We start from the raw sequence: 22,883 nt of genomic DNA on the forward strand, positions 1-22,883 counted from the left end.
CCCGCCATGAAGATCCTGTTCACCCTGGCCCTTCTGGCCATCAATCTCTTCTTCCCAGCCATGGCATGGGCCGAGGCCAACCTCAAGAGCCCGCTGGCCTATTCCCTGCGCGAGTACGCCGTGATCCTGGGCATCGCCTTGCTCGGTGGCGCGGCCGGCTGGGTTCGGCGCGTCAAGAAAGGGGAGGCCGACGCATCCTTCCCGGCTCTGGTGGGCGAGCTGATGATCTCGGCCTTCTCTGGCCTGATCGCCTTCTGGCTGTGTGAGTCCTTCGAGATGAGCCCACTGATCACCGCAGCTGCGGCCGGCATGGCGGGACATGCAGGCGGCACCGGCATCGCCTGGGCGGAGCGTCTGGGCAAGCGCTACGCCGAGAAGCGCTTCGGCCTGACAGGCCCGGCACCACTGGACGATCGCCGGTGAACCTGACCCCACACTTCACCCTTGCCGAGCTGGTGCGCAGCTCAACTGCCGATCGCCTGGGCCTGGACAACACGCCACCCGATGACGTGGTGAGCGCCCTGCGCACCACCGCTGAGATGCTGGAGCGGATTCGCTTGGCATTGCACGGCGTGCCCGTGATCGTCACCAGCGGATACCGCTCGCCCGATGTCAATCGTGCCGTTGGTGGCGTCTCCAGCTCAGACCATCAGAGTGGCCAGGCCGCCGACTTCATCGCGCCGCGGTTTGGTCCACCATTTGCCATCGCGAGCAAGCTGGCGCCCTTGGTGAGCCTGCTGAACATCGAGCAGCTGATCCTCGAGGGGGTCAAGGGCAAGCAGTGGGTTCACGTCAGCACGCGCCGCCCGAGCAAGGTGATCAATCGAATCATCACCATCACCGACGCCGGCGCGCGTGTCGGCATCCAGGCGCTGGGATGAAAGCCGCCCTGGTCGCACTGCTGATTGCGCTGGGGCTTGCCGGGCTGCAGTCCTGGCGCCTTGCAGAGGAGCAGCGCGATCACGCAGAGACCCGCGAGTCCTACGCCCGAACCCTGGCCACCGCCGTTCAGGCCGAGCGCGACCAGCAACAGCGGCGCATCGCCGCACTGACCAAGGAGGCGGAAGATGCCCACGTCCGCGAACAAACTGCCCGCCGCGATGCTGATGCTGCTCGCACTTCTGGTGAGCGCCTGCGCGCACAACTCTCCGCCGTCCGTGCTGCAGCCTGCCGCGGTGCCGCCGCTTCCGCCCCAGGCCCGGCAGCCGACGCCACCGAGCGAATGCTTGCCGACGTGCAGCGCCGGCTTGACGAAGCTGCGGACGGAATTGCTCGATTCGCTGACCTTGCCCACTCAGCAGGGATCGCCTGCCAGCGCTCCTATGACGCGCTGAGCCCCTGACCGGTTGTCTCCTGATCAGGTTCGCAAGAACTGATCTTCGCCCGCCTGCCCTTCGGGGTGGGCGGGCTTTTTCTCATTGGCGCTGCTCGTCGTCGCTGCCGGCGGCGCGCTGCCAGTTGCAGCACCCATCCTGCGGCCTGCCGGTCACTATCCGGTTCTTCTCGCACCACACCGGGCTCGACCTGCGATCAGGGTGCACCGCGTGGCCGAAGTGCTCACACGTCCAGCACGGCCGGTCGGTGCGGGTGTTGGTCGTGGTGGTGAGCATGCGTTGCGGCCGAATTGGCGGCCGATCGCTTAAGCCATTGATTCCCGTTGTATTAATTCGATCTTGTAGCCATCGGGGTCGGTCACGAAGGCGATCACCGTGGTGCCACCCTTGACCGGGCCGGCTTCGCGGGTAACGTTGCCGCCCGCGGCCTTGATCTTCTCGCACGCGGCGTAGGCATCGGCTACGCCCAGGGCAATGTGCCCGTAGGCCGTGCCCATCTCGTACTGCTCCACGCCCCAGTTGTAGGTGAGCTCGATCTCGGCCTGTGCCGGGTTGCTCTCGTAGCCCAGAAAGGCGAGCGAGTACTTGTACTCGGGGTTCTCCGAGGTGCGCAGCAGTTTCATGCCCAGCACCTGGGTGTAGAAATCGATCGAGCGCTGCAGGTTGCCCACGCGCAGCATGGTGTGGAGGATTCGCATGGGCCGGGATTGTCACCGCATCTCAAAAACCAGGCAGGTCGTTGTGGCATGCGCATAGAGCGTGCCGTCCGGGCCCACCAGGCGTGCCTCGGCCGTGGCCAGTTGGCGACCGGCGTGAATGACTTGCCCGATGGCGCGAACCCGGGGCACCTTGGGGTTCAGCGCGCGCACGATGTTCACGCTCAGTTCGGCCGTCGTATAGGCACGCCCGGGCGGCATCTTGGTGTGCACGGCGCAACCCAGTGCGGAGTCGAGCAGGGTGGCGAACCAGCCGCCGTGCACCGAGCCCATGGGGTTGAAGTGGCGCGGCAAGGGCGTGCCCTGAAAGGTGGCCATGCCGTCACCGACGTCGACGATGGTGAAGTCCAGCGTGGGGGCGATGGCAGCGTACGGTAGCTCGCCGCGCAACATGGCCTGCATCTGTGCCAGACCGCTCATGCCCGCGATCTGCGCCGGGGTGGCGACCCCAGGGCCTGGGCCTTTGTCCAGGGCCGCCTGCACCGCCTTCTCGTCGGCCAGCCATTGTTCGAGGGTGTCGCTCATGCGGGGCTCCTTGTGTGTTCAAAAAATTGCATATGCATCGATTGTAGATACAATCGTCGCCATGTCGCCTGTCGCCACCGTGTCAACACCCGCCAAGCCGCAAGGCTGTACCAACCTCAAGTTGCGCCAGCTGGTGCGCGCCGTCGGTGCCACTTACGACGCCGAAGTCGGCAAGGCCGGTCTGAAGATCACGCAATACTCGTTGCTGTCCTACGTCACCAAGCTGGGGCCGATCCGGGCAGTGGAGCTGGCGCAGCAGATGCACATGAGTGCGTCCACGCTGTCGCGCAACCTGCGCCCCCTCATCGACGCCGGCTGGGTCGAGCAGGTGCCCGGGCCCGACGCGCGCAGCTGGTTCATCCAGGCCACCGCGCAAGGGCAGGCCAAACGCAGCGAGGCGCAACGGCGCTGGCGTGCCGCGCAGGAAAGCATCAACCAACGCCTGGGCAACGAGCGTGTGATCGCCTTGCACCAGTTGATCGACGAGTCGCTGCAGTTGCTGGACGACGAAGGAGACGACCTTGGCATCGAATGAACGCACCCGGGGCAGCTCGCCCATCTGGTGGCTGGTGTTGCTGGCCGCGGCCGGCACCTTTGCGCTGACCATGGGCACGCGACAGACCATGGGATTTTTCCTGTCGCCGATCAACACCGCGACCGGGCTGGGCCTGGGCAGCATCAGTCTGGCCTTTGCCTTCGGTCAGTTGTGGTGGGGTCTGACGCAACCGTTCGCGGGTGCTTTTGCCGATCGTGTGGGCGCTGGCCGCGTGCTGTTGCTGGGGGTGTCCTTGGTGGCCTTGGGCACCTTCCTCACGCCGTTCATGACCAGTACCTTGGGCCTGATTCTGGCGGTGGGCATTCTGGCTGCGGGCGGGGCGGGCATGGCCGGGCCGTCGGTGCTGATGGCAGCGTCAAGCCGGCTCATTCCACCCGAGCGACGCGGGCTGGCAACGGGAGTGGTCAATGCGGGCGGCTCGTTCGGGCAGTTCCTCATGGCGCCGCTGGCCGCCGCGTTGACGGCCAGCCTGGGCTGGGTCGGGGCCATGCAGTCGCTGGCGTTGATCGTGTTGCTGGCCCTGCCGGCGGCGTGGGTGCTGCGAGGCGGACCGGTATCCGGTCACCAGAGCATGTCGCCAGCCGCGTTGCCTGCGCGCGAAGCATTGGGCAAGGCCTTGCGCCACCCCGGCTACCTGATGCTGTCGGCGGGCTTCTTCGTCTGCGGTTTTCACGTGGCCTTCCTGGCCACGCACCTGCCTGGCGTGGTGGCGGCCTGCGGCCTGCCGGCACCGGTGGGCGCCTGGGCGCTGGGCGTCATCGGCCTGTTCAACATCGTGGGCAGCCTGGCCATGGGCTGGGCGGTGGGCCGCTGGCGCATGAAGTCGCTGTTGTCGCTGGTGTACGCGGCGCGTGGTCTGGCGGTGCTGGTGTTTCTGTTGTCGCCCAAAACGGAGGCGGTGCTGCTGGTGTTCGCCGCCGTGATGGGGCTGACCTTCCTGTCGACCGTGCCACCCACCGTGGGGCTGGTGGGCAAGTTCTTCGGTGTGGGCAACCTGGCGATGCTGTTCGGCGCGGTGATGTTCGCGCACCAGATCGGTGGCTTCCTGGGGGCTTGGCTGGGGGGCAAGGTGTTCGATGCCACCGGCAGCTACGACTGGGTCTGGTACATCGACATCGTGCTGGCGGCGGGCGCGGCGCTGGTGCACCTGCCGATCAAGGAGTCGGCGCCAGCCCGCCAAGCTCAGCCCGCCTGACCAGGCGGGTCGGCGTCAGACCGGCACGGTGTAGTTCAGGGCCATGCGACCGCCGTCGGCGGTCACGATCTCGCCGGTGACGTAGCTGGCGGCGTCGCTGGCCAGCCAGGCCACCACGTCGGCAATTTCCTCGGGCGCGCCGAGGCGCTTCATCGGCGTGCGGCCCAGGATCTTGCGCCGCGCGTCGTCGCTGGTCAGCACCGCTTGCGCCGCCAGTTCGGTGGCGATGGTGCCGGGCGCCACCGCGTTGACGCGGATACCGTGATCGGCCAGCGCCAACGCCATCACGCGTGTGAGCTGGTTGATGCCGCCCTTGCTCACGTTGTAGCTGGCGATGTTGGGGATGGCCATCACGCCGTTGACCGAGCTCATGTTGACGATGGCGCCTTGGGTGCCTGCGCTCACCATGGTGCGCGCCACGGCCTGGGCGACCAGGAAGGCGCCTTTGAGGTTGACGCGCAGCACGGCGTCGAAGTCGGCCTCGGTGATGTCGAGGAAGTTCGCGGCCTTGAAGATGCCGGCGTTGTTGACCAGCACGTCGATCCGGCCGAATTGCGCCACGGCCTGTGCCACCAGGGCATCGACCTGGACCTTGTCGCCCACGTCGCAGCGCACGAAGAGCCCTCCAACTTCAGACGCGATGGCCTGGCCCGCATCCTGGGCCAGGTCGGCGACAACGAGTTGTGCGCCCTCGCGCGCGAACCGTCGCACGCAGGCCGCGCCAATGCCCTGGGCACCGCCGGTGACGATGACGACGCGGCCATGGTGGCCTAAGGTGATGGACTCGCTCATGGAAAGAAGGGGTTCAGCAGGCGTTGCAGGTGGCCAGCGCCTCGCCGACGCGTTCGCGGGTGTGCTGGGTCAGCGCATCAAGAAAGACCTGGGTGCGCCGGGGAATGAACTTGCGGCTGGGCAGGGCCGCGTACATGGTCAGGCGGTTGGTGATCCACGGGTTGAGCACGCGCACCAGGTCGCCGTCGGCCAGCAAGGGCGCCGCCAGTTCGACCGATGTCGCGGCGATGCCGGCGCCATCGAGCGCGGCGCGGATCAGCGTGTCGTTGTGGTTGGCCCAGATCACGGGCTGCACCTCCACGTCGACCGCGCGATCGCTCTCATTGGCATTGAGCAGGCGCCATTTGCTCGAGCGTCCGCTGCTGGGCTTCAGGCGCAGTACGTCGTGGTCGATCAGCGCCTCGGGTGTGGCGGGTTGGCCGCGCCGTTCGATGTACTCGGGGGCCGCGATGAGGATGCCCTCGGTGCTGATCACCTTGCGGGCGATCACGTTGGCATCGAAGGTGGCGTTGGCGCCAATCAGGGTGATGTCGTACTCCTCGACCGGCGGTTCGCGGTGGGTGTCGACATCGATGTCCAGGCGGATCTTGGGGTAGGCGGCGCGAAAACTGGTGAGCATGGGCGCCAGCACATGGGTGGCCAGCACGGGCGGCGCGAGCAGGCGCAGCACGCCCGCCAGTTCCTGCGTTTGCGAACTCACCAGCGCACTGGCTTCTTCAAGGTCGACCAGAATCTGGCGCACCCGCTCCAGGTAGACCTCGCCGGCTTCGGTCAGGGCGACACGGCGCGTCGTGCGGTGCAGCAAACGGGTGCCCAGGTGCTCTTCAAGATCGGCCACCAGGCGGGTGACCACCGCGGGTGAGGCATCCAGGGCGCGCGCAGCCGCGGCAAAGCCGCCTTCGTCCACCACCTTCTGGAATGCCCGCATCGAGTGCAATCGGTCCATGGGCGCGAGGATAGCGCGGATCGGTCGATTGTTTCCGAATCGGCAACCTGATCGGCATCTGTTGCAGGTTTTTCCTTAATCTCCGCAACTTTGAAAGCCGCGCCCGCGCGAGGCTCAGGCAGCCGATTCGTGCACCGGCAAGCCCACCCGAACGCGCAGCCCGCCGCCTGCGCGCCCATCCATGTCCACCTGTCCACCGTGCAACTGCGCGATCTGGGCCACGATGGCCAGCCCAAGCCCGCTGCCGGTGGTCTGCTCAGGGCGCAGTCGCACGAAGCGCTGCAATGCGCGGCTGCGGTCTTCGGGCGCAATGCCAGGCCCGTCATCGGCCACGCTGAGCCAGGCGGTCTGTCCGTCGCGGCTCACCTCGACGTCGACGCGAGCGCCCTCGGGCGTGTGCCGCAGGGCGTTGTCGATCAGGTTGTCGAACACCACGCGGAGATCGTCGGGATCTGCCACCACGGTGACGGCTTCGCTGTGCGACACACCCAGGTCGATGGCGCGCTCGTCGGCCTGGGCGGACAGCCCCGCGACCGATTCGGCCGCCAGCCGATCCAGCCGCACCGGCACCGCCTGCGGCTCGCGCACGCCGGGTTCGAGCCGGGCCATCTGCAGCAACTGGGCCACCAGGTGGGTGGCCCTGGCAATGCCGCGGTCCAGTTCGTCCAGGGCCGCCTGGCGTTGTTGCTCGGTCTCGTTGCTGCGTCGCGCCAGTTGCGCTTGCAGCTTGATGGCCGCCAGGGGCGTGTTCAGTTCGTGGGCCACGTCGGCCAGCAGCACGCGTTGGCTGTCGAGCAGTTGTTGCACGCGCGCCAGCAGGGCATTCAGCGCATCGCCCAGTGGTTCAAGTTCCTCTGGCAGCGCATCGGTGGTCACGGCGTGCAACTGCCGCGCATCCCGTCGGCGCAGGTCTTTGCCCCAGGTGTCGATGGGTGCCAGCGCGCGTTCGACGGCGGTGTGGATCAGCAGCGACAGCAGGACCACCAGCAGGCCCAGCGGCGCGAGCAACCACGGCACAAGCTCGCTGAAGCTGGCGGCGCGGTCCGCGGTGGTGACGGCCACCTGTACCGTCTGCTGCCGGTCGATCACGGTGTACACGCGCCAATCCTCGTCGTTCCACCGCACGCCATGCAGGCCAACCGCCTGCAGCGGCGGGCCGCCCTCGGCCAACGAGCTGTACTGAAGTTGACGATCGGCCGACCAGATCTGGCTCACGAATTGACCCAGGTCTTCCGTCGGCACGATTTCGTCGCTCGGCTCAATGGCCGGCAAGGCCGGCGAAACGTCGGCCTCGGGCGGCTGCGCCGGCAGGCTGGCCGTGCCCATTGGCCGCACGCCGTGACGCACCACGGAGTAGGCAATCTGCTGCAAGCCATAGTCGCGAATGCGGTTGAAGCCACTCCAGGCGACGCGGTAGGTGATGAAGCTGACCAGCACGGCCGTCAGCACTACGGCACCGATCTGCCACAGCAACAGGCGCTGGCGAATCGACCTCATGCAGGCGCCACCAGCTTGTAGCCCACGCCCCGCACGTTGCGAATCCAGTCTGCGCCGAGCTTGCGCCGCAGGTGGTGCAGGTGCACCTCCACCGCGTTGCTCTGCACCTCGTCCTGCCAGGAGTACAGGCGCTGCTCGAGCTGCTCGCGCGAGAGCACATGGCCGGGCCGTTCGATCAACGCCATCAGCAAAGCGAATTCGCGCGGCGACAGCGCCACCGGTTGGCCTTGCAGTTGCGCTTCGCGTCGCAATGGGTCGACCACCAGTGCGCCCACGCGCATCTCGGGCTGTGCGCGCCCCTGCTGGCGGCGCACCAGCGCGTGCACGCGGGCAATGAGTTCGTCGAGGTCGAACGGTTTGGTGAGGTAGTCGTCGGCGCCGAGGTTGAGGCCTGCGATCCGATCGGGCACAGCGTCGCGCGCGGAAACCACCAACACCGGCAGGCTGCGCTGGCCGGCACGCAGCCAGCGCAGCAGCGCCAGTCCATCCTGCTGCGGCAGACCGATGTCGAGCAACAGCACGTCGTGTGCATCGTTCTCCAGGGCAGTCTGCGCGCTGCGGCCGTCGCGCACCCAGTCGACGACGAAGCCGGCCATGGCCAGACCCCGCTCCAGGCCGCGGCCGAGCATCGGATCGTCTTCGGCGAGCAGCAGTCGCATGGGCACAGTGTGCGCGAAAAAAAAGCGGGGTTGCCCCCGCTTTGGCCAAGCGATTCGGTCGATCAGGACTTCTTCTCTTCCTTGCAGTCCTTGTCCTTCTTGGGGTCGCACTTCTTCATTTCTTCTTTCTTCTCGGCGGGCTTGGCGGCCGGGGTCGTTGCGTGGGCAATGCCCATGCTGAAGGCGGCGGCGCAGAACAGGGCGATCAGGGACTTGGTCATGACGGTTGTCTCTCGGTGGAGGGGGCCCACGGGCACCGTGCCCGCGGTGTGCCGGATTCTGTTGGGGCAGACTTAGGGCAGATTTAAGGCTCCCTGCCTTCAGACATGGTGGAAACCCCGAGGCCCTGCATGACCACATTTGCGCAAGTCATCTTGTTTACCGATACCGACGGCCGTGCCCGTTTTCGAGAGGAAGCCATCGCGCTGGGCGAGGGCACGCCGGCCGCGCGTCTGTCCGCGGTCCTGCCAGCCAGCGGCCTGCAATTGCGCGAGAGCCCGGTGGGCTTTCGCAGCAGCTTTCACTGCACCGGCGCACCGCAGTGGCTGTTCGTGTTGCGTGGTCGCATGGAGATCGGCCTGCAGGACGGCAGCAGCCGCATCTTCGGGCCGGGCGAACACTTCTATTCGGCCGACACCCTGCCAGAGGGTGCCACCTTCGACCCCACGGTGCACGGCCACTGGAGCCGGCAGGTGGGCGACGAGCCACTGGTGACTGCCTTCGTCAAGGTCTGACACAGAACCCGACGCAACGAGGCCGCCACACCTTTCGATGTGGCGGCCTCGTTGGGCGGCGGATGCCGCCCAGGATTCGGATGGAAACCTCAGTTGGAGATGCGGCCGAAGCTGGTGCGCAAGGGATCCACCGCACCTTCGCCACGTTGGCCGCCACCGCCACCACCGCCGCCTTTGCCGCCGCGCTTCTTCTTGTTGTTGCGGTTGCCGGTGCGCATGGCGTCGATGCCAGTGCGCAGCGGATCGGGCTGGCCGTTGGGGTTGGCCTGGCGCGGACGCGGTTCGCGAATGCGCAGGCTGCCCAGGTGGGCGTTCGGGCCTGGCTGGCGCTCGTGGCCTTCTTCGCCTTCAAAGCGCGGCGGGCGATCGCCACGGGGAGGGCGCTGACGCTGCTGACCGTCACCGCGAGCTTGACCTTCGGGGCGCGGGTGTCCGCTGCCTTGCCCTTGACCGCTCGGACGGGGGCCGCGTGCCTTCTGGCCCTGGCCGCGCGGCTGACCGTCGCCGCGACCCTGGCCCTGGCCATCGCCGGACTTCTTCTCGCGGATGCGTTGCATCATTTCCTGGCGCGCCACCTTGGCCGCGGCGGCCATCACGTCGCGGCTGGGCGGCTTGCCGGCGCCGCCCCACAGGGTCTGGCGGCCCATGGCGATCGGCTCGGCCTTTTCACCGGGCTCGGGCATGAATTCGGCAAAGATCTCGACCGGAATCTGCTGCTTGGTGAAACGTTCGATCTCCATCATGAAGCCTTCCTCGTCGAGGCTGACGAGGTTGACCGCCTGGCCTTCACGGCCGGCGCGGCCCGTGCGGCCGATGCGGTGCACGTAGTCTTCGCAGATGTTGGGGATGTCGTAGTTGACGACGTGCGGCAGCTCGTCGATGTCGATGCCGCGGGCGGCGATGTCGGTGGCCACCAGGGCGCGGATCTCGCCGCTCTTGAAGCCGGCCAGCGCCTGGGTGCGCGCGCCCTGGCTCTTGTTGCCGTGCAGGGCCATGGCGGTGACGCCATGCTTGTTGAGGTATTCGGCCACGTTGTTGGCGCCGAACTTGGTGCGGGTGAACACCAGCACCTGGCTCCAGTCGTGCTGCTGGATGATGTGCACCAGTAACGCCTTCTTCTTGCCGCGACCCACCGGGTGGATGACCTGGGTGATGCGCTGCACCGTGGTGTTGGGCGGCGTCACCTGGATGTGCTGCGGGTCCTTGAGCAGGCCGTTGGCCAGGTCGCGGATCTCGCTGCTGAAGGTGGCCGAGAACAGCAGGCTCTGCTTGCTTTGCGGCAACAGCGCCAGCACCTTCTTCACATCGTGAATGAAGCCCATGTCCAGCATGCGGTCGGCTTCGTCCAGCACCAGCACCTGCACGGTCGACAGGTCGAGGCGGCCCTGCTGGTTGAGGTCGAGCAGGCGGCCCGGCGTGGCCACCAGGATGTCGACGCCACGGCGCATGGCCTCGATCTGCGGGTTCATGCCCACGCCGCCGAAGACGACGGCCGAGCTCAGGTCCACGTGCTTGCCATAGACGCGCACCGATTCTTCGACCTGTGCGGCCAGTTCGCGCGTGGGCGTGAGCACCAGGGCGCGGATGCCGATGCCGCCAAATCGGTTGGCGCTGCGCTCGCCTTGCGACAGGCGCTGCAGCATCGGCAGGGTGAAGGCCGCGGTCTTGCCGGTGCCGGTCTGGGCGCCGGCGAGCAGGTCACGCCCGGCCAGCACGGCGGGGATGGCCTCCACCTGGATCGGGGTCGGGGTGTTGTAGCCGTGTTCGTGCACGGCTTGCACGATGGCCGGGGCCAGGTTCAGTTCTTCGAAAGTCATTGTGTGAAGCGGCACCCTTCCAGGGCGCTGGGGATCGGCCTTTCGGGGCTGCCGCTCAGGGCATGCACCCGCTCAGTGGGGGGCCGATGGATTTCCGGGGAGATTGGCGGCGTCCGCACGGGAGGCGCGCCCCAGCAGGCAGCTGGTGCCGGGCCTACTGACGTGCCCGACGGGGCGTATTGTGGCATGGGTCGATAATCCCGGGGTCGCGCGCCCGTCCGGGGCGCTGCAAATTTCCCACAGACACCATGGCTCAATACGTTTTTTCCATGAACCGGGTCGGCAAGATCGTGCCGCCCAAACGCCAGATCCTCAAGGACATCTCCCTGTCCTTCTTCCCCGGCGCCAAGATCGGCGTGCTCGGCCTCAACGGTTCGGGCAAGTCCACGCTGCTCAAGATCATGGCCGGCATCGACAAGGAGATCGAAGGCGAAGCGATCCCGATGGCCGGCATCCGCATTGGCTATCTGCCGCAGGAACCCAAGCTCAATGACGAGCAGACCGTGCGGGAGGCGGTGGAAGACAGCATGGGCGAGGTGCGCTCCGCGCAGAAGCGCCTGGACGAGGTCTATGCGGCCTACGCCGAACCCGATGCCGACTTCGACGCGCTGGCCGCCGAGCAGGCCCAGCTCGAGGCCATCATCGCCACCGCCGGCACCGATTCCGAGCACCAGCTCGAAATCGCGGCCGATGCGCTGCGCCTGCCGCCCTGGGACGCGAAGATCGGCCTGCTCTCCGGTGGCGAGAAGCGCCGCGTGGCGCTGTGCTGCATGCTGTTGTCCAAGCCCGACATGCTGCTGCTGGACGAACCCACCAACCACCTGGACGCCGAATCGGTGGAGTGGCTGGAGCACTTCCTGCAGCGCTTCCCGGGTACCGTGGTGGCCATCACCCACGATCGGTACTTCCTCGACAACGCCGCCGAGTGGATTCTCGAACTCGACCGCGGCCACGGCATTCCCTACAAGGGCAACTACTCCAGCTGGCTGGAGCAGAAGGAGGCCCGCCTGGAGCAGGAGCAGCGTACCGAGGACGCGCGCCGCAAGGCCATGAAGGAAGAACTCAAGTGGGTGCGCTCCAACGCCAAGGGCCGTCAGGCCAAGAGCAAGGCGCGCCTGGCCCGCTTCGAGGAGCTGAGCGACGTCGAGTACCAGAAGCGCAACGAGACCAACGAGATCTTCATTCCCGTGGCCGATCGCCTGGGCAATGAAGTCATCGAATTCAAGGGCGTGAGCAAGAGCTACGGCGACCGCCTGCTGATCGACAACCTGAGCTTCTCGGTCCCCGCGGGCGCCATCGTCGGCATCATCGGTCCCAACGGCGCCGGCAAGTCAACGCTGTTCAAGCTGATCACCGGCAAGGAACAACCGGACAGCGGCACCGTGAAGATTGGCCAGACGGTGAAGATCGCCGCCGTGGACCAGAGCCGAGACGGGCTGGCCGGCGACAAGACGGTGTGGGAAGACATCTCCGGTGGCCTCGACATGATCACCGTGGGCAAGTTCCAGATGCCCAGCCGCGCCTACTGCGGCCGCTTCAACTTCTCCGGCGGCGACCAGCAGAAGATGGTGAAGAACCTCTCGGGGGGTGAACGTGGTCGCCTGCACCTGGCCAAGATGCTGGCAGAGGGAGGCAACGTGCTGCTGCTGGACGAACCTTCGAACGACCTCGACGTGGAAACCCTGCGCGCGCTGGAAGAGGCGCTGCTGGAATTCGCCGGCAGCGCGCTGGTGGTCAGCCACGACCGCTGGTTCCTCGACCGCATCTGCACGCACATCCTCGCGGCCGAAGGCGACAGCCAGTGGTTCTTCTTCAACGGCAACTACCAGGAATACGAGGCCGACAAGAAGCAGCGACTGGGCGAGGAGGGTGCGGCACCCAAGCGCCCGCGCTTCAAGTCCCTGGCATGAACGTGGCCCCCACGCTGCGCCGCCGTGCGGGTTCTGCAGAGCATCCCTAGGGGCGGCCCGGCGGCCAAACAGGTTTCATGAACGAAGAGACTGTTCTCGCCGCGACGCGGCACTGGATCGAGATGGCCGTGATCGGCCTCAACCTGTGCCCGTTCGCGCGGGCTGTGTGGGTGAAGAACCAGGTGCGCATCGTGGTCAGCACGGCACGGCACGTGGATGCCTTCCTCGACGACCTGGACCGCGAGCTGGACCTGCTGGCCCAGACACCCGCGGAGCAGATCGATACCACGCTGATCGTGCACGCCTCGCTGTTCCCCGACTTCGAGGTCTTCAACGATTTTCTGGGTGTGGTCGACGAGATCGTTGACGAGCACGAACTCGACGGCGTGATCCAGGTCGCCGCGTTTCACCCGCAGTGGCAGTTCGACGGCACCGAGGCCGAGGACATCACCAATGCCACCAACCGCTCGCCGTTCCCCACCCTGCACCTGTTGCGCGAAGACAGCGTCTCGCGTGCGGTGGCCAGCGAAGGCGGTGACGCCGAGGCCATCGTGGCGCGCAACATTGAGACTCTGCGCCGCCTGGGGCCGCAGGGCTGGACCGACCTGCTCTCGAAAGCCTGATCTGGTGTGAGAAACCCCTCGATTTCCCGGGTTGTGGGATTGGCCAAGAGCGCAGAATGTGCGGCATCCGCCGCCACAAGCGACCGAACTGCCCATGCCTGAAGAAATCTCCCCGGAGTTGACGCGCTGCCTGGCCGAGGCGCTGGAAGCCTCGCGCCAGTGGGTGCCTGCCTGGCTCGACAAGGTGCAGACCATCCTGCGCGAGCAGGAGCGCTCCGCGCCCAACTACTACGAGCGCACTGCGCTGATCGATGCCTACACCACGCTACAGCGCAGCCGCGATGCGGTGGCGCGGCATTGGCTGTCGGCGATTGCCGAAAGCCTGGAGGACGCGCCGTCTGAACTCTTGGGCTTGCCCAAGCGCACCTCGCTGAGACTGGACGAGCTCGAGCTCATGGGCGATGACCAGGTGGTTGAAAAGGTCGAGACGGCTCGCGTGCAGCAAGTTGCCATGATGAAGGCAGAGGATGCCTACCTCGAGTTCTCGGCGCGCCTGTCCACCGCGCAGGGTTTTCGCGTTGTCAACGCCGACGCGAACCCGCTCAGCGTCACCGCCTTTGTCGAGTGCCTGATCGAGGCGCTCAAGGCGCTGGAGATCAGCCCTGCCGTGCGCGCCCGGTGGCTCAACGCCGGGGCGGCGCCGTTGGGCGAGGCGCTGGCCAAGCTCTACCAGCGGCTGGACCTGCTGCTGGCCGAGCAGAACGTCAAACCCGCAGGCTACGCCGTCATCACCGCACCCGAATCGCGTGCCTTCACCGAGGAGGAGCTCGGCGGTGAAGACCTGCTGGGCGGCCCGATGACCGAGCGTCAGGCCTTGCTGACGCTGGATCACCTGCACCAGCTGCTGGTGGGCAGCGAGGGCTCGGACATCTCGCAGAACGACGAGATGACGCGCTCGCTGGCGGCCGAAGTGGTCACGCTGCTGATGCAGCGCATAGCGGGGGACAAGCGCTTGCTCAAACCGGTGCGCGCGCAGTTGCAGGACATGAAACCCGCGCTGCTGGAGCTGGCCAACAACGACCCGCGCTTTTTTGCCGACCGCAACAACCCGGCGCGCCGATTGCTTGACAACGTGACGGCGCGCAGCCTGGCCTATACCAGCGAGCAGGAAGCCGGTTTCACCGCCTACATGGGCGAGCTGCGCCAGATCGTCAACGACTTGCGTCGCCCGGGGGGCAACATCGCGTCGCGCATTCCGGCGCTGCTGGAGCGCGTGCAGCGCTCGCAGGATGCGGCGGTGCCCAGGGCCGAGATCGAGGCGCGTGGCCGAGCCATGCAGACCCTGGTCCGCGTGGAGCAGCGCAAGCTGCTGGCCGAGAAGATTGCCGAGGAATTTCGCGCGCGTGTCGACTACGCCAAGGCACCGGGTCCGGTGCGCCGCTTCCTCACCGGTGTGTGGGCCCTGGTGGTGGCCAAGGCGCGCATCGACGAGAGCGAACGCCCGCCCATGCTGTCTGGCGATTCACTGGCCAAGCGCTACGTCGACATCCTGGGCGACTTGCTGTGGTCGTGCCAGCTGAGCCTGGCCAGCCAGAACCGGCCGCGCCTGGTGAAGGTCATCCCGCCCGTGCTACGCACGCTGCGCGAAGGTCTGGACTCGATCGACTACCCGCGCGAAAAGGTGGAAGCCTTCTTCCAGACGCTGATGGGCTTGCACGAAGCGGCGTACAAGACGCAGCGACCGAGTGGTCGCCCGGCGCCGACGTCGGCCGACAAAGCGCCCGAGGCAGAGGGCGACGTCAGTGTGCTCAACATGGACGATGACGCCCTGTGGATGCGCCACCAGGAAGCCAAGGACACCAACTTCTACGACGACTCGCTGCCCGAGTCGACCCAGCCCGCCTTCATGAACACCGAGCCCATGCCGGTGCAGCGCGACTGGGCGGACATCAAGGCCGAGATGGCCTTGCGCGACGCCACCGGTCTCAAGGTTGGCGGCTGGTTCGATCTGCAGCAGGACGGCCAGATGTTGCGCGTGCAGCTCACCTGGGCCAGCCCGCACGGCACGCTGTTCCTGTTCGGCACGGCCTCCGGGCGCTCGTTGTCAATGACGCGCCGTGGCGTGGACCGCCTGATTGAACAAGGCAAGCTGCGCGTGGTGGCCGACTACAGCATGGTCGATGAGGCGCTGGACGCGGTGGCCGAGCAGGCACTCAAGAACTCCGGCAAGTCGAGCAAGTAGCTGTTGCGTTGCCGCCTCATTGGCGCGCGATGACGGATGACTTGCCTCTGCGAGGCTGAATGACAAATGACTGTCTGGGCGCCTGCGCAGTCATCAAGCGCGCAGCGCGAAGTCATTCGTCATTTGTCATCAAGGCACGTCACGCCGGCGCGCCCACCGCCTGTGCGCTGCCTTTGCGCAGCAGCTTCTTGCGCACCAGGTGGATGTTGCCGCGCAAGGCATAGAGCTCATCGGTGTACGACAGCGGCACCACCACCTTCTCCACCTTGTGCTCCATGTCGTCGAGCTGGGCAATGAGTTCATCGGCCGACGCGCTGCCGGCTTCGTGGCGCTGCTCGATGTCGCGCAGCTCGGCGTACCAGCGGAACACGCGCGAGCGGATGCGGAAGGTGTAGAGCGGCGGCACGATGCGCGACAGCGGCAGTGCCAGCGCGATGATCAGGCCCATGGCCAGCCACATGCGCTCGATGACGTTGGCCAGCCAGAACGGCAGGTAGCGCTGCAGAAAGGGCAGGCCGCCCTTGAGGGCGCGCTCGGCCTCGGGCGCGACCGGCAGCTCGCTGTGGTCGAGGTTGGGGTATTCGCGCGCCCGGTTGAACCAGCCTGCGCCACCGTGCATCTCGACCGCCGTCTGCGCAAACAGCTGCAGCACGGCGGGGTGGGTGCCGGCACGCGCAAGCAGGCTGGTGGTCGAGGCCACCAGGCGCACGTTGCGTGGCGGCACGTTGTTGGCCAGATCCACCATGCCCTGCGGCATGGTCACGGGTGTGAGGTAGCCGAAGCGGCGCGAGTAGGCCTCGGCCTGCGCGAAGTCCAGCAGTTTCACGCCCGGCGTCTGCAGCAGCATCTGCACGATCAGCGATTCGGGTGCCGAGGCGAACACGAGGGCGTCGAGCTGCCCGTCCAGAAAGGCCACCGTGGCCGGCGTCTGCTCCAGCTGGCTGAGCACGATCTCGCGTGGTTCGATGCGGTTGACCTGAAGCAAGGTGTTGAACAAGCGGGGCACACCGCTGCCGGGCGTGCCCACGTTGACCCGCCAGCCCTTGAGGTCGGCCAGGTTCTTCAGCACAGGTTCCTTCTGCAGGCGCTTGGCGGCGTCTTCGCGATAGAACAGCCACAGGGGTTCCACGAACAGGCTGCCCAGGGAGACGATGCTGTCCTCCTCGTCGTAGCCGAGGTCGGCCGAGCCGCCTTGCACGAAACCCAGGTCCACCTCGCCGCGGCGCAGGCGGTCGAGGTTGTCGGACGAACCCTCGGTGCGCACCATTTCAACGGTGATGCCGTAGCGCTTGAGGGCCTGTGCATAGCGCTGACCGAAGGCGTCGTAGGCGCTTTGTTCCGGCCCGGTGGCCAGCACCACCTTCTTGGGCGGGTTGGGGTTGAGCCACCACCAGGTGAAGCCCAGCAGGGCGATCGTGAGCAGCACGATCGGGCTGCCCGAGAGCAGCATCTCCTTGAGCGAGATCAGGGTGTAGCGCAGGGTCTTGGGCATGGGCGCGAACATAGCACGCGACCCATGAAAAACGCCCGGCGTTGCCGGGCGTTACAGAAGCGTCGACGGCTTGGCCGCGCTCAGCCCTGCACCTTGCCGCGCTGGTGCAGGCGGAACACGCCGACCGCCTCGTACATCACCTGGGCCTGCGATTGCAGCGAGCTGGCCGCTGCAGCGAGCTGTTCGACCATGGCCGAGTTCTGCTGCGTCACGCTGTCGAGCTGACCGACCGCCTGGTTGATCTGCGCGATGCCGCTGGATTGTTCTTGCGTGGCGTGGGTGATGTCGCCGATCAGCGCGTTGACCTGCTCGACCGAGCCCACCACGCCGGCCATGGTCTGGCCGGTGCTGTGCACCAGCTGGTTGCCCTGCGCCACCTTGTGGGCTGATTCGTCGATCAACTGCTTGATTTCCTTGGCGGCGTCCAGCGTGCGCTGCGCCAGTTGTCGCACCTCGCCGGCCACCACCGCAAAGCCACGGCCTTGCTCGCCAGCGCGCGCGGCTTCCACTGCGGCATTGAGCGCCAGGATGTTGGTCTGGAACGAGATGCCGTCGATGACCTGGATGATCTCGCCGATGCGCGCGGAGCTGCGGCTGATGTCTTCCATCGTGTTCACCACGTCGTGCATGGCCTGGTTGCCATCGCGCGCCACCGACGCAGCCTGCTGCGCCAGTCGGGCCGCTTCGCCCGCGGTGCTGGCACTTTGCGCCACCGTGCTGTTCATCTGGTCCATTGAAGCGGCGGTTTCTTCCAGGTTGCTGGCCTGCGCCTCGGTGCGCGAGGACAGGTCCTGGTTGCCGGCGGCGATTTCGCGGCTGGCAACCTGCACATGCTCCACTTCTTCGCGCACATCGGACACGACGGCTTGCAGGTTGACGTTGAGCTGGTTCAGCGCCTTGGCCAGGCCACCAAACTCGCCCGAGCCGATGCGGCGCAGGCGGGTGGTGAGATCGCCAGCGGCCATGGTGTTGGCGAATGCGATCGCACTTTGCAGCGGTTCAACGACTTGCTGGCGCAGCAACCAGGCCGCCACACCAGCCGCGCCCAAAGCGGGCACCAGGGCGCCCAGCCAGGCCCAGCCATTGAGGCCGCTGCCCCAGTGGCCCAGGGCCATGCCGACGGCGGTGAGTGCAAGGCTCACAACACCGATGGTCTTGCCCAGGGTGGGGCGCAGCAGGCTCTGCAAGGCACCGCGCCAGCCGGCCAGCACCACGCGGCCGCTGTGCAGCGTGGTCAGGGCCTGGCCCTGCTCGCGTTCGGCGCGCATTTGCGCATAGAGCTTTTCAGCAGCCTGCACCTGCTCGCGCGTGGGTTTGGTGCGCACCGACATGTAGCCGACGGCCTGGCCGTTGTTCACGATGGGCGTGGCGTTGGCCATGACCCAGTAGTGGTCGCCGTTCTTGCGGCGGTTCTTCACCAGTGCCGACCAGGGCGAGCCGCTCTTGAGCGTGGCCCACATGTCGCGAAAGGCCTCCGCCGGCATGTCGGGGTGGCGGATCAGGTTGTGCGGCTGGCCCAGCAATTCCTCGCGGCTGTAGCCGCTGACGGCCACGAAGGCCGGGTTGCAGTAGGTGATGTGACTTTGCAGGTCGGTGGTCGAGACCAGCGTGACGCCGTCGGGAATGACGAACTCTTGTTGTGTGACGGGCAGATTCGTGCGCATGTGTAAGTCCTGGGTACTCTCGCCGGGCGCAGTGCGCCCCATTGCAAGAAAAGGTGCAAGAGAGTATCGGCACTTCAGGCCCTTTCTGAACGCCGGAACACAGGGCAAAACGCCCGTCTGACCGCTGCTTCGGGCGCCTTCGGTTGCTCAGGGTGCGCGCTCGATCGACAAGACCGTATAGGCGCCGTTGATCTGGTCGGCGGTGAAGCGCACCTTGTCGCCGGCTTTGAGCGCGGACAGCTGCGCCGGGTCCTTGACCTTGAAGACCATGGTCATGGGCGGCATGTCCAGGTTCTTGATTTCACCGTGCTTGATCGTGACTTCCTGGCCTGCGCTGTTGACGCGGCGGACCTCGCCTTCGGTCACGGGCAGGTCGGCGGCCATCGCGGCGCCGGCCAGCAGCCAGGCGGCTGCGATGAGGGGTTTGAACGTCATGGGGACTCCATCGGGAACAGGGAAGAAATGCATCAGCGGAAGTAGGACTGGAAGACGCGGGACTGGCCGTTGCGCAGGACCAGCAGCACGTCGTGCGGGTCCTGGCGGCCGTTGTAGGCGGGGCCGTCCATGCCGGGGCTGCCCACCGGCATGCCGGGCACGGCCAGGCCCAGTGCATCGGGGCGTTCGGCGAGCAGGCGGTGAATGTCGCGCGCGGGTACGTGGCCCTCGATCACATAGCCACCGATGCGCGCGGTGTGGCACGAGGCGTAGCGATCGGGCAGGCCCAGGCGTTTGCGCACGGCGGTGTTGCCGGTGTCGAAGGTCTGCACCGCGATGCCGTTGCTGCGCAGGTGGTTGACCCAGTCGTGGCAGCAGCCGCAGTTCGGGTCTTTCCAGACCTGCAGGGTGAGGGGTGTGGCGTCGGTGGTCGCACGCGCCAGCGGCAGCAGAGCCGACAGGGCGGCGGCGGTGATCAGTTGTCGTCGTGGGGTGGGCATGGGGTTCATCCTTTGGGGGTGACACGCAGCGTGCCGCGCATGCCGGCTTCGTAGTGGCCGGCGATCAGGCAGGCGAATTCGAAGTCACCCGCGCGGTTGAAGTGCCAGACCACATCGCCCTGGCGCCCTGGGGGGACGTGGGCCATGTAGGGCTCGTCGTGCTGCATGCCGGGGAAGCGCTTCATCAGCGCGGCGTGTGCTTCGAGTTCTTCTCGGGTGCCGAGCACGATCTCGTGCATCACGGCACCGGCGTTGACCGCGCGGATGCGCAAGGTCTCGCCTTCGCGCACGGTGATGTGGTTGGGCGTGAGGCGCATGTCGTCGCTCATGCGCACGGTGAGGGTGCGGCGTACGTCTTTGACGTCGCCGGCGATCCCCCAAGGCTTTTGCTCCTTCGTTTGTTCCTTGACCACGGGCATGGCCTCGCCATGCTTCTGATCGCCATGGGCATGGGCCAGCGGCCAGGCCGCGGCCAGGGGCCAGCCCAGCAGGGTTCGTCGTGTGGTGTTCATCTCAGTGCTCCATGCCGTGTTGGTGACCCGAGGGTTTGCGTGCGCGGCCGTCGGGCGGATTGGGGTTGGCGGGCGCCCGCACCGGGGCCGGGGCTTGTGCGCCCTCGACCAGCCGCGCCTGCGTGCCTGGGGGTTGTTTGAAGTCGCCAGGGTCGGCGTAGTCGCCGGGCTTGAGGTCGGCACGCACCTTGAGGGTGGTGAACATGCCGCCCATCTCGATGGCGCCATAGGGCCCGGTGCCGGTCATCATGGGGAAGGTGTTGGCGGGCAGCTCCATCTGCATCTCACCCATGTCGGCCATGCCGCGCTCGCCCATCACCATGTAGTCGGGTGCGGCGCGCTGCAGCGGGCCCACGAGGCCGCGGTGGTCAACGCCGATCATGGTGGGCACGGCATGGCCCATGGCGCCCATGGTGTGGTGGCTCTTGTGGCAGTGCATGGCCCAGTCACCGGGTTCGTCGGCGATGAACTCGATCTGGCGCATCTGCCCGACGGCCACGTCCACCGTCACTTCGGGCCAGCGCGCGGTCTTGGGGGTGGGGCCGCCATCGGTGCCGGTGACCTCGAACTCGATGCCGTGGATGTGCACCGGGTGGTTGGTCATGGTGAGGTTGCCCACGCGCACACGCACCCGCTCGCCCAGGCGGGCCACCAGGGGGCTGATGCCCGGAAACACCCGGCTGTTCCAGGCCCAGATGTTCTGGTCGAGCATGGTGTTGACCTGCGGGGTGGCGCTGCCCGGTTCGACGTCGAAGGCATTGAGCAGGAAGCAGTAGTCGCGCTGCGCCTCGGCAATGAGCGGGTGTTTGCCTTTGGGGTGGGTCACCCACATGCCCATCATGCCCATGGCCATCTGCACCATCTCGTCGGCATGCGGGTGGTACATGAAGGTGCCAGGTCGGCGCGCCACGAACTCGTAGACGAAGGTTTTGCCGGGCGCAATCTGCGGCTGGTTCAAGCCACCCACGCCGTCCATGCCGTTGGGCAATCGCTGACCGTGCCAATGCACTGTGGTGTGCTCGGGCAGGCGGTTGGTCACGAACAGGCGCACGCGATCGCCTTCGACCACTTCGATGGTGGGGCCCGGGCTCTGGCCGTTGTAGCCCCACATGTTCACGTTGAAGCCGGGCGCCATCTCGCGCACCACCGGCTCGGCCACCAGGTGGAACTCCTTGACGCCGTCGTTCATGCGCCAGGGAAGGGTCCAGCCGTTGAGGGTGATCACGGGGTTGTAGGGGCGACCCGCGCCGGTCACACCCGGGGGCAGCCAGGGTGCGGCGGTCTCGGCCGATGTCTGTTGCACGGCCTCGGGCAGGGCAGCCATGGCCACGCGGCTGACGCTGGCGGCAGCCACCGCGGAGGCGCCGGCAGCGAAGAAATGTCGTCGTTGCATGGAGATTCCTCAGTGGGGGCTGTTGCCGGCGCTGTCGCCAGCGGCGGACTGGGCGGCATCAAGGGCGAAGTCGGCGCCGCCGAGCAAGGCCTGCCAGGCGGCCTGGGCACGCCAGTAGCCGCGGCGGGCCTGGGTGGCGGCGTCGAGCGCGGCGCCGCGTTCGCGTGCGCTGGCCAGCAGTTGCCAGGTGCTCTCGAGCATGCCGTTGTAGCGCAGCAGGCTCTCTTGCTGACGGGCCTCGCCCAGTTGCACCAGCACCGCGTCGGCGTGCAAGGCCTGGGCATGGCGCACCGTCAGTTGGGCCCAGGCCAGTCGCGCAGCGGCGCGGCGTTCGCTGGCCATGCGCAGCAACCTGGCCCGGTGTTCGTCGGCCTCCAGTGGTTGCGCCTCGCGCAGCATGCGTGGATCGTCCACGCGTGGCGGTTCGGGGCGCGCATTGCCAGGTTCGGGCATGGCCTTCAGCGCAGCGTCGCGGGCCTCGCGCCAGGCCTGCCAGCGACCGGTGGGCAAGCTGTCGAAGACCCGCTTCGACTCAGCCTGTTCAATGGGCAACACTGTGTCGGCTTGCAGCACGTCGCGCTCGGGCGAGCCACTGCCGCTCAAGCTTGGCGGCGGCGCGGGCAGGCTGGTCGGCAGTTGTTGCCCCAGCGCCTGCACGGCGTCGGCCCGCCAGATGCCCATAAGACCGGCCAGACGCTCCAATGCGACTTGCGCGCTCAGGGCGGCGTCGCTCTGTGCGCGCCAGGCCGTGGCCTCGCTGCGCTGCTCTTGTGCCAGCCGTGCCTGCGACCAGTTGCCTGCGCGCACCATGCGCCGGCCCAGTTCGACGCCGGTGCGCACGGCGTCCAGGGCGGCCGCGCTGGCACGCGCGCCGGCGTGGGTGGCGACGGCGTCGATCCACGCGCCCTGCAGATCGCGTACGTGGGCCGCATAGGCGGCGCGCACGCGCGCTTGCTCGATCGGGCTCAAGCCGGGCCGGATGAACAGGTCGGGCCGCTGCTGCAGCGATACCCGCAAGGCCTCGGCGGGGGAGAGCGGTTCGCCGACGGACGCAGCTGCGTCCTGGGGTTGGCCGCCGGGCTGTCGCGCCTCCCAGCGCAGCAGGTCGATGTGGCCGCGCGGGAATTGCGCCACCTGTTGGTTGAGCTCGCGCCAGATGGCGCGCGCCTGCGCCAGGTCGGCCGGTAGCTCGGGGGTGTCCAGGCGCTGTGGCGCGGGCATTGCCAGCGGCACCATAGCGGACGGTGTGTTCGGGTCGGCCGCGCGCAGGGCGTCGGCCGGGTCGGTCATGGGGAGCCGGGCCGAGGTGTCGTTCGTCGTCGGCGAGGCCAGCAACGGGCCGACCAGCAGCGCCAGGCACCAGGGTGCCAGCCGCAAGGGGTGGGGCATGGGGATCTCCTG

At 67.2% G+C, this 22,883-nt stretch carries 25 protein-coding genes; 9 read left to right on the forward strand and 16 right to left on the reverse strand.

Annotated elements, in window-relative coordinates; all coding sequences use genetic code 11:
- Nucleotides 1-6: 6 nt before the first annotated feature.
- The 3 genes from KF871_RS10970 to KF871_RS10980 are packed head-to-tail and all read left to right on the forward strand — an operon-like array spanning nucleotide 7 to nucleotide 1,342.
- A complete protein-coding gene (locus tag KF871_RS10970) occupies nucleotides 7-423 on the forward strand; it encodes a phage holin family protein (protein ID WP_291141977.1) in 417 nt (138 codons plus the stop codon).
- Entirely contained in the window at nucleotides 420-881 is a 462-nt protein-coding gene (locus KF871_RS10975) for a D-Ala-D-Ala carboxypeptidase family metallohydrolase (RefSeq protein WP_291141980.1), read from the forward strand. The genes KF871_RS10970 and KF871_RS10975 overlap by 4 nt, the downstream gene beginning before the upstream one ends.
- Nucleotides 878-1,342: a DUF2514 family protein gene (locus KF871_RS10980; protein WP_291141983.1), complete on the forward strand. Its 465-nt coding sequence runs from the start codon at nucleotides 878-880 to the stop codon at nucleotides 1,340-1,342. Before KF871_RS10975 ends, KF871_RS10980 begins: the two co-directional genes overlap by 4 nt.
- A 73-nt stretch (nucleotides 1,343-1,415) precedes the next feature.
- On the opposite strand, the gene KF871_RS10985 is transcribed toward KF871_RS10980, so the two are convergent.
- The 3 genes from KF871_RS10985 to KF871_RS10995 are packed head-to-tail and all read right to left on the reverse strand — an operon-like array spanning nucleotide 1,416 to nucleotide 2,575.
- On the reverse strand, nucleotides 1,416-1,610 hold the full coding sequence (locus KF871_RS10985) for a hypothetical protein (protein ID WP_291141984.1): 195 nt from the start codon (nucleotides 1,608-1,610) through the stop codon (nucleotides 1,416-1,418).
- A gap of 29 nt (nucleotides 1,611-1,639) precedes the next feature.
- A complete protein-coding gene (gene gloA, locus KF871_RS10990; protein WP_291141986.1) occupies nucleotides 1,640-2,032 on the reverse strand; it encodes a lactoylglutathione lyase in 393 nt (130 codons plus the stop codon).
- Nucleotides 2,033-2,044: 12 nt separating this feature from the next.
- Nucleotides 2,045-2,575 (reverse strand): PaaI family thioesterase, encoded by a 531-nt coding sequence (locus KF871_RS10995; RefSeq protein WP_291141989.1) that lies wholly within the window; start codon nucleotides 2,573-2,575, stop codon nucleotides 2,045-2,047.
- A 61-nt stretch (nucleotides 2,576-2,636) separates the two neighbouring features.
- Between KF871_RS10995 and KF871_RS11000 the strand changes: the two genes are divergently transcribed.
- Together KF871_RS11000 and KF871_RS11005 are read left to right on the forward strand one after the other, a co-directional pair.
- On the forward strand, nucleotides 2,637-3,110 hold the full coding sequence (locus KF871_RS11000) for a MarR family winged helix-turn-helix transcriptional regulator (protein ID WP_291141992.1): 474 nt from the start codon (nucleotides 2,637-2,639) through the stop codon (nucleotides 3,108-3,110).
- Nucleotides 3,097-4,326, forward strand: a complete 1,230-nt coding sequence (locus tag KF871_RS11005; RefSeq protein ID WP_291141995.1) for an MFS transporter — start codon at nucleotides 3,097-3,099, stop codon at nucleotides 4,324-4,326. Before KF871_RS11000 ends, KF871_RS11005 begins: the two co-directional genes overlap by 14 nt.
- Before the next feature lie 15 nt (nucleotides 4,327-4,341).
- Here the strand turns inward: KF871_RS11005 and KF871_RS11010 are convergent, their stop codons facing one another.
- The 5 genes from KF871_RS11010 to KF871_RS11030 form a co-directional block, all read right to left on the reverse strand.
- Nucleotides 4,342-5,118: an SDR family NAD(P)-dependent oxidoreductase gene (locus KF871_RS11010; protein ID WP_291141998.1), complete on the reverse strand. Its 777-nt coding sequence runs from the start codon at nucleotides 5,116-5,118 to the stop codon at nucleotides 4,342-4,344.
- A gap of 13 nt (nucleotides 5,119-5,131) precedes the next feature.
- Nucleotides 5,132-6,064 (reverse strand): LysR family transcriptional regulator, encoded by a 933-nt coding sequence (locus tag KF871_RS11015; RefSeq protein ID WP_291142001.1) that lies wholly within the window; start codon nucleotides 6,062-6,064, stop codon nucleotides 5,132-5,134.
- A gap of 114 nt (nucleotides 6,065-6,178) precedes the next feature.
- Nucleotides 6,179-7,561: a HAMP domain-containing sensor histidine kinase gene (locus tag KF871_RS11020; protein WP_291142004.1), complete on the reverse strand. Its 1,383-nt coding sequence runs from the start codon at nucleotides 7,559-7,561 to the stop codon at nucleotides 6,179-6,181.
- Entirely contained in the window at nucleotides 7,558-8,220 is a 663-nt protein-coding gene (locus KF871_RS11025; protein WP_291142005.1) for a response regulator, read from the reverse strand. The genes KF871_RS11020 and KF871_RS11025 overlap by 4 nt, the downstream gene beginning before the upstream one ends.
- Nucleotides 8,221-8,282: 62 nt before the next feature.
- Entirely contained in the window at nucleotides 8,283-8,441 is a 159-nt protein-coding gene (locus KF871_RS11030; protein WP_291142007.1) for a hypothetical protein, read from the reverse strand.
- A gap of 129 nt (nucleotides 8,442-8,570) precedes the next feature.
- On the opposite strand from KF871_RS11030, the gene KF871_RS11035 reads away from it, so the two are divergent.
- Nucleotides 8,571-8,954, forward strand: coding sequence for a hypothetical protein (locus tag KF871_RS11035; protein WP_291142009.1), 384 nt, complete (start codon nucleotides 8,571-8,573; stop codon nucleotides 8,952-8,954).
- An 89-nt stretch (nucleotides 8,955-9,043) separates the two neighbouring features.
- Here the strand turns inward: KF871_RS11035 and KF871_RS11040 are convergent, their stop codons facing one another.
- Complete coding sequence (locus KF871_RS11040) at nucleotides 9,044-10,771, reverse strand: DEAD/DEAH box helicase (protein WP_291142012.1); 1,728 nt, start codon at nucleotides 10,769-10,771, stop codon at nucleotides 9,044-9,046.
- A gap of 248 nt (nucleotides 10,772-11,019) precedes the next feature.
- Here KF871_RS11040 and ettA point away from each other — a divergent pair, with 248 nt between their 5' ends.
- The 3 genes from ettA to KF871_RS11055 all read left to right on the forward strand — a co-directional run bounded on the left by ettA (nucleotide 11,020) and on the right by KF871_RS11055 (nucleotide 15,486).
- Nucleotides 11,020-12,681: an energy-dependent translational throttle protein EttA gene (gene ettA / locus KF871_RS11045; RefSeq protein ID WP_291142014.1), complete on the forward strand. Its 1,662-nt coding sequence runs from the start codon at nucleotides 11,020-11,022 to the stop codon at nucleotides 12,679-12,681.
- 77 nt (nucleotides 12,682-12,758) lie between these two features.
- Nucleotides 12,759-13,304 (forward strand): DUF1415 domain-containing protein, encoded by a 546-nt coding sequence (locus KF871_RS11050; protein ID WP_291142017.1) that lies wholly within the window; start codon nucleotides 12,759-12,761, stop codon nucleotides 13,302-13,304.
- Between the two features lie 94 nt (nucleotides 13,305-13,398).
- Nucleotides 13,399-15,486 carry a DUF1631 family protein gene (locus KF871_RS11055; protein WP_291142020.1) on the forward strand — a complete coding sequence of 696 codons (2,088 nt, stop codon included), beginning with the start codon at nucleotides 13,399-13,401 and terminating at the stop codon, nucleotides 15,484-15,486.
- A 139-nt stretch (nucleotides 15,487-15,625) separates the two neighbouring features.
- On the opposite strand, the gene KF871_RS11060 is transcribed toward KF871_RS11055, so the two are convergent.
- The 7 genes from KF871_RS11060 to KF871_RS11090 all read right to left on the reverse strand — a co-directional run bounded on the left by KF871_RS11060 (nucleotide 15,626) and on the right by KF871_RS11090 (nucleotide 22,871).
- Nucleotides 15,626-16,978, reverse strand: a complete 1,353-nt coding sequence (locus KF871_RS11060) for a TAXI family TRAP transporter solute-binding subunit (RefSeq protein ID WP_291142022.1) — start codon at nucleotides 16,976-16,978, stop codon at nucleotides 15,626-15,628.
- Nucleotides 16,979-17,058: 80 nt separating this feature from the next.
- Nucleotides 17,059-18,642 carry a PAS domain-containing methyl-accepting chemotaxis protein gene (locus KF871_RS11065; RefSeq protein WP_291142024.1) on the reverse strand — a complete coding sequence of 528 codons (1,584 nt, stop codon included), beginning with the start codon at nucleotides 18,640-18,642 and terminating at the stop codon, nucleotides 17,059-17,061.
- A 147-nt stretch (nucleotides 18,643-18,789) separates the two neighbouring features.
- On the reverse strand, nucleotides 18,790-19,077 hold the full coding sequence (locus KF871_RS11070; protein WP_291142026.1) for a copper-binding protein: 288 nt from the start codon (nucleotides 19,075-19,077) through the stop codon (nucleotides 18,790-18,792).
- A 32-nt stretch (nucleotides 19,078-19,109) separates the two neighbouring features.
- Nucleotides 19,110-19,577 (reverse strand): DUF411 domain-containing protein, encoded by a 468-nt coding sequence (locus tag KF871_RS11075; protein WP_291142029.1) that lies wholly within the window; start codon nucleotides 19,575-19,577, stop codon nucleotides 19,110-19,112.
- 5 nt (nucleotides 19,578-19,582) lie between these two features.
- On the reverse strand, nucleotides 19,583-20,089 hold the full coding sequence (locus KF871_RS11080) for a plastocyanin/azurin family copper-binding protein (RefSeq protein ID WP_367172048.1): 507 nt from the start codon (nucleotides 20,087-20,089) through the stop codon (nucleotides 19,583-19,585).
- Nucleotide 20,090: 1 nt separating this feature from the next.
- Complete coding sequence (locus KF871_RS11085; RefSeq protein ID WP_291142032.1) at nucleotides 20,091-21,482, reverse strand: copper oxidase; 1,392 nt, start codon at nucleotides 21,480-21,482, stop codon at nucleotides 20,091-20,093.
- Nucleotides 21,483-21,491: 9 nt separating this feature from the next.
- Nucleotides 21,492-22,871, reverse strand: a complete 1,380-nt coding sequence (locus KF871_RS11090) for a hypothetical protein (RefSeq protein WP_291142033.1) — start codon at nucleotides 22,869-22,871, stop codon at nucleotides 21,492-21,494.
- Nucleotides 22,872-22,883 lie beyond the last annotated feature (12 nt).

Origin of the sequence: Hydrogenophaga sp., assembly GCF_019635465.1 — a bacterium.
GTDB lineage: Bacteria > Pseudomonadota > Gammaproteobacteria > Burkholderiales > Burkholderiaceae_C > Hydrogenophaga.

Bases quoted from the DNA above. Each gene is read 5' to 3' on its own strand.
- KF871_RS11040 (WP_291142012.1), bottom strand. From the start codon at position 10,771: ATGACTTTCGAAGAACTGAACCTGGCCCCGGCCATCGTGCAAGCCGTG.
- KF871_RS10970 (WP_291141977.1), top strand. From the start codon at position 7: ATGAAGATCCTGTTCACCCTGGCCCTTCTGGCCATCAATCTCTTCTTC.
- ettA (WP_291142014.1), top strand. From the start codon at position 11,020: ATGGCTCAATACGTTTTTTCCATGAACCGGGTCGGCAAGATCGTGCCG.
- KF871_RS11070 (WP_291142026.1), bottom strand. From the start codon at position 19,077: ATGACGTTCAAACCCCTCATCGCAGCCGCCTGGCTGCTGGCCGGCGCC.
- KF871_RS11065 (WP_291142024.1), bottom strand. From the start codon at position 18,642: ATGCGCACGAATCTGCCCGTCACACAACAAGAGTTCGTCATTCCCGAC.
- KF871_RS11035 (WP_291142009.1), top strand. From the start codon at position 8,571: ATGACCACATTTGCGCAAGTCATCTTGTTTACCGATACCGACGGCCGT.
- KF871_RS11060 (WP_291142022.1), bottom strand. From the start codon at position 16,978: ATGCCCAAGACCCTGCGCTACACCCTGATCTCGCTCAAGGAGATGCTG.
- KF871_RS10980 (WP_291141983.1), top strand. From the start codon at position 878: ATGAAAGCCGCCCTGGTCGCACTGCTGATTGCGCTGGGGCTTGCCGGG.
- KF871_RS10995 (WP_291141989.1), bottom strand. From the start codon at position 2,575: ATGAGCGACACCCTCGAACAATGGCTGGCCGACGAGAAGGCGGTGCAG.
- KF871_RS11075 (WP_291142029.1), bottom strand. From the start codon at position 19,577: ATGCCCACCCCACGACGACAACTGATCACCGCCGCCGCCCTGTCGGCT.
- KF871_RS11085 (WP_291142032.1), bottom strand. From the start codon at position 21,482: ATGCAACGACGACATTTCTTCGCTGCCGGCGCCTCCGCGGTGGCTGCC.
- KF871_RS11090 (WP_291142033.1), bottom strand. From the start codon at position 22,871: ATGCCCCACCCCTTGCGGCTGGCACCCTGGTGCCTGGCGCTGCTGGTC.
- KF871_RS11055 (WP_291142020.1), top strand. From the start codon at position 13,399: ATGCCTGAAGAAATCTCCCCGGAGTTGACGCGCTGCCTGGCCGAGGCG.
- KF871_RS11000 (WP_291141992.1), top strand. From the start codon at position 2,637: ATGTCGCCTGTCGCCACCGTGTCAACACCCGCCAAGCCGCAAGGCTGT.
- KF871_RS11050 (WP_291142017.1), top strand. From the start codon at position 12,759: ATGAACGAAGAGACTGTTCTCGCCGCGACGCGGCACTGGATCGAGATG.
- KF871_RS11020 (WP_291142004.1), bottom strand. From the start codon at position 7,561: ATGAGGTCGATTCGCCAGCGCCTGTTGCTGTGGCAGATCGGTGCCGTA.
- KF871_RS11080 (WP_367172048.1), bottom strand. From the start codon at position 20,089: ATGAACACCACACGACGAACCCTGCTGGGCTGGCCCCTGGCCGCGGCC.
- KF871_RS11010 (WP_291141998.1), bottom strand. From the start codon at position 5,118: ATGAGCGAGTCCATCACCTTAGGCCACCATGGCCGCGTCGTCATCGTC.
- KF871_RS11015 (WP_291142001.1), bottom strand. From the start codon at position 6,064: ATGGACCGATTGCACTCGATGCGGGCATTCCAGAAGGTGGTGGACGAA.
- KF871_RS10985 (WP_291141984.1), bottom strand. From the start codon at position 1,610: ATGCTCACCACCACGACCAACACCCGCACCGACCGGCCGTGCTGGACG.
- KF871_RS11030 (WP_291142007.1), bottom strand. From the start codon at position 8,441: ATGACCAAGTCCCTGATCGCCCTGTTCTGCGCCGCCGCCTTCAGCATG.
- gloA (WP_291141986.1), bottom strand. From the start codon at position 2,032: ATGCGAATCCTCCACACCATGCTGCGCGTGGGCAACCTGCAGCGCTCG.
- KF871_RS11025 (WP_291142005.1), bottom strand. From the start codon at position 8,220: ATGCGACTGCTGCTCGCCGAAGACGATCCGATGCTCGGCCGCGGCCTG.